Annotated in this window: 6 protein-coding genes; all 6 read left to right on the top strand. The window is 34.0% G+C overall.

All coding sequences use genetic code 11. The features are described 5' to 3' along the window. Positions 1 to 215 precede the first annotated feature (215 nt). The 6 genes from JOD14_RS12720 to JOD14_RS12745 all read left to right on the top strand — a co-directional run bounded on the left by JOD14_RS12720 (position 216) and on the right by JOD14_RS12745 (position 7,370). Complete coding sequence (locus JOD14_RS12720) at positions 216 to 1,694, top strand: DEAD/DEAH box helicase (protein ID WP_204655154.1); 1,479 nt, start codon at positions 216 to 218, stop codon at positions 1,692 to 1,694. 201 nt (positions 1,695 to 1,895) lie between these two features. Further along, positions 1,896 to 2,096: a cold-shock protein gene (locus tag JOD14_RS12725; RefSeq protein ID WP_204655155.1), complete on the top strand. Its 201-nt coding sequence runs from the start codon at positions 1,896 to 1,898 to the stop codon at positions 2,094 to 2,096. Positions 2,097 to 2,265: 169 nt separating this feature from the next. Then, positions 2,266 to 2,421, top strand: a complete 156-nt coding sequence (locus JOD14_RS12730) for a hypothetical protein (protein WP_204655156.1) — start codon at positions 2,266 to 2,268, stop codon at positions 2,419 to 2,421. A gap of 296 nt (positions 2,422 to 2,717) precedes the next feature. After that, positions 2,718 to 4,106 carry a Wadjet anti-phage system protein JetA family protein gene (locus JOD14_RS12735; RefSeq protein WP_204655157.1) on the top strand — a complete coding sequence of 463 codons (1,389 nt, stop codon included), beginning with the start codon at positions 2,718 to 2,720 and terminating at the stop codon, positions 4,104 to 4,106. Further along, positions 4,103 to 4,747: a DUF4194 domain-containing protein gene (locus JOD14_RS12740; protein WP_204655158.1), complete on the top strand. Its 645-nt coding sequence runs from the start codon at positions 4,103 to 4,105 to the stop codon at positions 4,745 to 4,747. Before JOD14_RS12735 ends, JOD14_RS12740 begins: the two co-directional genes overlap by 4 nt. Further along, the gene (locus JOD14_RS12745; RefSeq protein WP_204655159.1) at positions 4,701 to 7,370 is read left to right on the top strand and encodes an ATP-binding protein; all 2,670 of its coding nucleotides are present in this window, start codon (positions 4,701 to 4,703) and stop codon (positions 7,368 to 7,370) included. Before JOD14_RS12740 ends, JOD14_RS12745 begins: the two co-directional genes overlap by 47 nt. Positions 7,371 to 7,461 lie beyond the last annotated feature (91 nt).

Genomic DNA, 7,461 nt, shown 5'->3' on the forward strand with positions numbered 1-7,461 from the left:
AAGTGCACCGGTCAAATAAGAGAAGAGGATTTCGGCACGAGAATCTAGCGGAAATAATGGTAAAATATTTTTACCGCAAAACTATTGACACTTACGGAAATTACTATTTTAGTGTATTTTTTGCAAAAGCATGTTAAACTGTGAAAGCCAAAAAATACTGTTAAACAAGCAAAAAAAACAAAATGACGTACTTGTTTAATTAAAGGATGTAAAAAATGAGTCAAAATAAATTTTCAGAATATCAATTAGAAGAATCAATCGTTCGCGCCTTATCGGTATTAAAGTATACTGAGCCGACTTTTGTACAAAAAGAAGTCTTGCCTCTATTGCTAAATAAAAAAGACGTGGTGGTTAAATCACAAACAGGTAGTGGTAAGACGGCAGCGTTTGGTATTCCGCTTTGTCAATTGGTTGATTGGGAAGAGCGTGCTCCCCAAGCTTTGATCTTAACACCGACACGCGAATTGGCGACACAAATTAAAGAAGAGTTATTTAACATTGGTCGCTACAAACGCTTAAAAGTTGAAGCTTTATTTGGAAAAAGTTCTTATCAATCACAAGTCAAAAATTTAAAACAACGTACGCATATAGTGGTGGCAACGCCTGGTCGTTTGCTTGATCATATCGAGCGAGGAACGATTGATTTAAGCCAAATAAAAACAGTCATTATTGATGAAGCCGATGAAATGTTTGCGATGGGCTTTGTCGATCAAGTCGAAGATGTTTTGTATGAATTACCCGAACCGCGCACAACGGCTCTTTTTTCGGCAACGATGCCAACTGTGGTTAAAGAATTGATCGAAAGTTTCTTGCGTAAACCACAATTTGTGGAGATACCTGATACCGATCAGTCGAAAAAACGTATTCGTCAACAATTTATCCAAGTGAGCGAAGAAGAAAAACTTGGTGTATTAAAAGATTTGTTGATTGTTACTAATCCCGACAGCAGCATTTTATTTTGTAATACAAAAATCATGGTCGAACGCCTGATGAAAGAGCTTGATCGCGCCGGCATTCAAGTCGATCTGTTACATGGTGGAATGGAACAAAAAGACCGTAGCCAAGTGATTCTTGATTTTAAACGGGGCTATTTCCGCCATTTAGTGGCAACCGATGTAGCAGCTCGTGGCATTGACGTTGCGGACATTGCTCTTGTGGTAAATTACGATATTCCAAATAAGGCTGAAACCTATGTGCATCGGATTGGCCGAACAGCCCGCTATGAGAAAAAAGGCACGGCGATCTCATTTGTGAGTCCTTATGACCAAGACGCTTTTGAAGAAATTGCGACATTGCAAGCAGAAGTACTCGAAGAAATTCCTCGCCCAAGTCGTGCGACCGTTGAAAAATATCGTTTAGACTTTGAGCAAAAACAACAACGCAACTTAAAGATCCGCAAAGAAATGGGCCTAGAATTTAAAGAAGAAATCATGAAAATTCATATCAATGCCGGGAAGAAAACCAAAATGCGTGCCGGCGATGTCGTCGGCGCTTTGTGTAGCATCGAAGGGATAACTGGCGATGATATTGGTGTAATCCATTTAATGGATGTTTCCACTTTTGTCGAAATCCTAAATGGTAAAGGCGAACAAGCTTTGCGTGCCTTGCAACAAATGCCAATTAAAGGACGCAAGCGAAAAGTGAGTCGTTCAAATGAGACAGAATATGAAAGAGATTTGAGAAATGGGTATTAGTTTAGCAATCCGTATTTATTTTTTTTGAAAAAAACTTGTAAACTCTCTACAAAAATGTTACACTATCCAAGTAGTCTTTCTTATATGTAATTCAGATTTGTTTATTGCGAAAAAATTAGTCATTAACACTTCTATTTCACACTTGAGTAGGTATTGCAAAAAAAATAAACACACTTGATGTGTAATATGGAGGTAACGTTCATGAATAACGGTACAGTAAAATGGTTTAATGCAGATAAAGGATTTGGATTTATCACAGGAGAAGATGGAAAAGATGTTTTTGCACACTTTTCAGCAATCCAAGGCGAAGGTTTCAAAACATTAGAAGAAGGCCAAGCAGTTTCTTTTGACGTTGAAGAAGGCCAACGTGGTTTACAAGCAGTAAACATCGTTAAAGCTTAATTAAATCAAACTTTTCAAAAGTCTTACAAGAAGTCATTTCTTGTGAGGCTTTTTTTGTACAAAATTTTTCTTTACTTGTAATTGGAATTGAAAAGGAAATTATTCCGTAGAACGAATAGCAATTATTGGATTTGACGATGTTTATTTTTCAGAATAGGTAGATCCAGGATTGACAACGATTCGATTAAATCCAAGTCAAAAAGGCAAAATTGCTTTTGAAGGGCGAATGAATATCTGTCAAAATCAATCAACAGCCGAGCAATTCAAATTGTTAGAAGGGGAATTGGTTATTCGTGAGTCTGTAGCAAATAAGAAGAGAAGTTGAAGTATTGAAAGATTTGAAGATAGAGAGGAGGGCGCATTGTTAATCTATTTTTTAGCGATTAAAGGTGAATAGTTCAACAAGAACTGAAATTTTCTGTTGAACTATTTTTTTAGTGTTTTTACAATGTCTAGATCAAGTAGCTAATATGAGGCTAGTAAATGTGTGGTATCGCTTTTTTTTAAAAACTTACCCATATCATTATTGCTTTAAAAGAATTTTTGATACAATTAAAGCAAGTAATAACGTTTGCTTTTTTATAAATGTAAGCGTTTTAAAATAGTGGGAGGAGTAAGAAAATGACAAAGGTTTTTGAAAAAATTCCAAATGATTTTTTTAAAATTTTAACTTCGAAACATAAAGAATTGTTTTTAACTGCTATTTTTCATTTGGATGATCTTTTACAAGGCCATATTTATTTTTCACGAGAAAACGCCATCAATAGTTTACAGAACCATTTTCTATATTTAGGAATCTCAATTGAAGGTTTAGATTATGAAGATGAATATATCGAGGAGATAAAAAATAACCGTGAATTAGCACAAAGTATTTTGAGACAACTTCAAAAAAGAGGTTGGATTCAAATTAATCTAGAAGAAGGTTTTACTGAGCAAATCTTTTTGCCAAGTTATGCGAATCGTTTCGTTCAACTTTTAAAGGAAATCGATTTAAATGAAGGGCAAAGCTATGAAAGTTATGTTTTTTCTACTTATTCGGCTTTAAAAACAGGTTTGGAAAATAAAGCGAATTTATTAAATGGCTTGATGGGAGCTTGGAATGCAACGAAAGGATTGCAAAGGGCGATTCAAAGTGCTTATTTTGAATTAACGAAAGCATACAGCAAAGTGATTGATGAAGTATCAATTAATGAAATGCTGATTCAACATTTTGTGAACTATAAAGAAGAAATCATTGATCAAGTCTTATATCCACTTAAAACGCGCGATTCATTGCCGCGTTTTAAAAATACAATTCTCGATTTATTAGATCAATACTATCAAGAAGAAAACTTTGATCATTTACTGAATCAAAATCAACAAAAGCATCAAACAATCGAAGAATCTCAGTTGCAAATTTTTGGCTATTTAAATCATTTGAATCATTTTTATCAACAAGTAAGTGAGCAGATGGATAAAATTGATCAAAAGCGAGTGGATTATACTGAAAAATCAATCGGTAAAATTCAATATCGTTTAAGGTCAGATTATCAACTAAAAGACAAGATTGATCGTTTGATTTCGATGATAAAATTGCAGGAAAAAGAATCGGTCTATCAATTTTTTAATGCCATTGAAACTAAAACAATAGATACAGAAAGTTTATATAAACCACGAAAAAAGAAACTAGATTTGACTCAAGCAACTCGTCGACCAGTTGTTCGAGAAAGCGAGGGTGTCGAAAATTTTCTTGCGCAACGTGAGACTTTAAAAATGCTAGTTAATCCGAAGTATTCATCAAGAAAAGTTGATCAGTTTATTTTAGGATTACTAAAGGAGAAAGCTGAAATATCAACAATGGATTATGCGATTGAATCATACGACGCATTTATACTGACTATTATGGGAGCCATTCGTGGATATGAAGAAAATAAATCTGGTTACACGGTTATTTTTTATCCAGAAATGATTCGAAATGGTTATTATGGTTTGCCTAAAATGGTTTTTAAAAAGGAGCGAAAGAAAAAATGAAAGGAAACTTCTGTGAGGAATTTGATTTTTTGAATGAGGAAAAAAAACAATACTTTAAAAGCTGTGTCGCAAAATTACTTAATCAAACTTATCTGAATCATTTGAAGACAGATGGAGTAAGTTTTAATGAAGATTATTTATTTGTCGTAGAAAATTTTTCGCTTTTTCAAGCGTATTTTACTTTTGGTGGCTATGAATTGACACACCATCAAGAAATCAATGTTTTGTCATTACAAAATTCCTTTTCTTTTGCGAAAAGAAAATTTGATAAAGAGAGTACGCTTTATCTTTTAGGTCTACGTTTGTTATTTGATGAAAAAATAAAAGAAAGTGTTGGAAGTAGTGCTGTAACGGTGAGGATTTCTGAATGGATTGATAAATTAATTGACTATGGGATAAAAGATCGTAAGCCGAATTTCCAAAGTATGAGTAAAATTTTAAGAAATTTTGCTTCGCTTGGGATCATTGGAAAAAATAAAGGGAAATGGGAGGATTTAGAAACGCTTTTTATCATTTATCCGGCTATTTTATTATTGCTTCCATTAGAAAATTTAGAAAGTGCATTAGCATCTATCGAACAGGAGGAAAAGGCAAATGATTCAACTGAAACGGCTATTGATGATTCATTGGCAATCTTATAATTTTCAAGTTGTTGATTTTTCACAAGTGACTTTGCTTACTGGTCAAACGGGTGTGGGGAAATCAACCATTATTGATGCTTTAAATGTAGTCTTGCTGGGAGAAAAACAAAAACATATTTTTAATAAAGCAGCAAATGAGAATTCGGCACGAACTTTTGAAAGTTACCTTTATGGAAAATTTGGGGATGATGGTGGAGAAGGTTTTTTATATTTACGAAAAGACAATTTTACCAGTTATGTTGTTGCCGAATTTTATAATAAAGATGAAGCGAAATATTTTTGTTGTGGGTTTGTGGCAGATTGCTATAAGGATTTGGGCACACCTAATTTTCAATGGTTTACGTTACCAAGCCGTCTGCCTACGAATTATTTTATTGATCAACAGACGAGTACACCTTATTCTGTCAGCGAATTGATCTACCAAAATCAAGGGAAAGAAAAGGAGGACTGGTTTCAATTTTGGTCAACCGACAAAGATTACCGCAAAATGATTGCGGGGTTATTTGGTCAAGTTCGGGATGACTATCGTCGACTGTTAAAGCAGTCGGTTAGTTTTACACCAGTAAAGGATATCAAAGCTTTTTTAACAGATTTTGTTAGTGAGACGCAAAGTCTTATTCCGGTTGAAACAATGCAAAGGAGTATTTACAACTATAAAGCATTAGAACTTGAAAGTGAAAAAATGCAACAAAAAATACAACAGTTAGAAATATTATTAAAAGAAATCGACCGCTTAAATAAAAACAATCAAACCAAACAAAGGCAAATTACTTTTATTGAAAAAGCGAAACTAGATTGGCTCGTGTATCAAGAAAAAACTTTAAAAGAATCGATTCAAAAGAATAAGGCACAAAAGGATGCGTTAGAAGTTGAGTTGACTCAATTAAACGAGAAAAATCAATTTTTGAAGAAAGAAAAGGAAAACATTCAACGCGAGAAGGAGCAATTAGCGGTTTTACAAGACCAAGCGTATTTACAAGGGAAAATGAAAGACGAGAAAAACCAACTCGAGAGAATCACAAAAGAAACGACTTATGCAGAGGCAACCGTTCGAGATTTAAAAAATTGGGTGGGTCAACTGGATTTAACTCAGCGGAAGTTTATTCACGTTCCTGATCAAGCTTTAATAGAAGACTTTGCCGCAGTCAATGAACAAATCAATCGAATTTACGATGAAATAAGCCACGAAAAACAGACACTCGAAAGGGAGAAGCTAGCGGTAGAAGAAGCGTTACGACTCTCTTTAGAAAATCAAAAAGCATTGTCAGATGGGAAAAAAATTGTCGGGCCTACTTTTGAAAAGTTTAAAAAGGACTTACTTTTATACTTGCAACAAATTGACTCGACGGCGTCTGTTGATTATGTTGCAGATTTACTTGAAATAAAACCTGGCGAAGAAGCGTGGCAAGAAGCCATCGAAGCTTACTTAGGGAATCAACGTTTCTATTTAGTTGTTGAACCAAGATTTTATATGAAAGCTTTGAAATATTACCAGAAAGTGCAGCAAAAGCAAGAAGTAGCGAATATCGGGATTATCCATATAGATCAATTAAAAAAAGAAAAATTTACCGTTCATTCAAGTTCGCTGTCCACAAAATTAGTCGTTCAAAATCCAATTCTCCAACCGTATATTGATTATTTGCTAGGGAGAGTAGTCGCTTGTGAAACGTTAGAAAAATTGGCGCATTATCAGACAGCCATTACTAAAGAGGCATTTTTATATAAAGGTTTTGTGACACGAAAACTAGCGATTAAAAATTTACGCTTAGCGGTTGGACGTCAAGCGCTCGAAAAACAAAGACTTGAAATGATGAAGTTAATTCAGCAGCAACAAGCTCAGATTGCTCAACTAGAAAATGAGATTGGGCAACGGCAATTTTTGCTAAAATACGAGAAAAAAGATAAAAAGACGGAGCAAATTGTTCAAGAATATGTGGATCAATCAAAACAAAAACAGCAACAAGCGATTGTAGAACGATTAATTGAACAGTTAAATAAACTTGATAAGAGCAAGTTAATCGCGCTCGAAATAAAAATTAAAGAGTTAGAAGACGCCCTTGAAGCTGTTCATAATAGAGTAGGGGAAATAACCAATGCCAAAGAAGAGCTAAAACAAGAAATTCAAATAGAGGAGAGCAACAAATTACCGAAAAAAATAAAGGAGATTTTAGAACAAGAAAAGGAATATCAAAAACAAACAATTGATTTTCACGAAAAGAAAAACTTTGAAACTGAATACGATGAAGCAAGACAAGCCTATCGAAAAGACGATTACAAAATATTTATTTCTAATTTCGAAAATAGTTTAAAGCGAACTGAAAATATGATAGAAACTAGTAAAGCAGATATTATTACCTTTGTATCTAATTATAATCAAAAGTTTAGTGAGTCATTACCAGTTCGCGTGGATCAAGCCTTTGTCTATCGCGAAGTATATGAGAAATATTGTGAGAGCGATTTACCCGAATTTACGGTACAAATTCGAGATGCAAAGAAAAAAGCGATGCAAGAATTTCGCTATGATTTTTTAGGAAAGTTGAAAAGTAATATTGAAAACTTAAAGCGTCAAGTAGCAGAAATTAATGATGCTTTAAAGAAACAGAAATTTGGAGAAGATATTTAATGTCTACTGAATAAATTAAAAACGTTGAAACGACGCCATTTGCCTCCGATATTTGGTATAATTAATGCAAGACTTTTAACGGTAGAACACG

The organism is Enterococcus lemanii, from assembly GCF_016909125.1.
Taxonomy (GTDB): Bacteria; Bacillota; Bacilli; order Lactobacillales; family Enterococcaceae; genus Enterococcus_I; species Enterococcus_I lemanii.

Coding starts and splice junctions, on each gene's coding strand:
- JOD14_RS12720 (WP_204655154.1), top strand. CDS start 216: ATGAGTCAAAATAAATTTTCAGAATATCAATTAGAAGAATCAATCGTT.
- JOD14_RS12725 (WP_204655155.1), top strand. CDS start 1,896: ATGAATAACGGTACAGTAAAATGGTTTAATGCAGATAAAGGATTTGGA.
- JOD14_RS12735 (WP_204655157.1), top strand. CDS start 2,718: ATGACAAAGGTTTTTGAAAAAATTCCAAATGATTTTTTTAAAATTTTA.
- JOD14_RS12740 (WP_204655158.1), top strand. CDS start 4,103: ATGAAAGGAAACTTCTGTGAGGAATTTGATTTTTTGAATGAGGAAAAA.
- JOD14_RS12745 (WP_204655159.1), top strand. CDS start 4,701: ATGATTCAACTGAAACGGCTATTGATGATTCATTGGCAATCTTATAAT.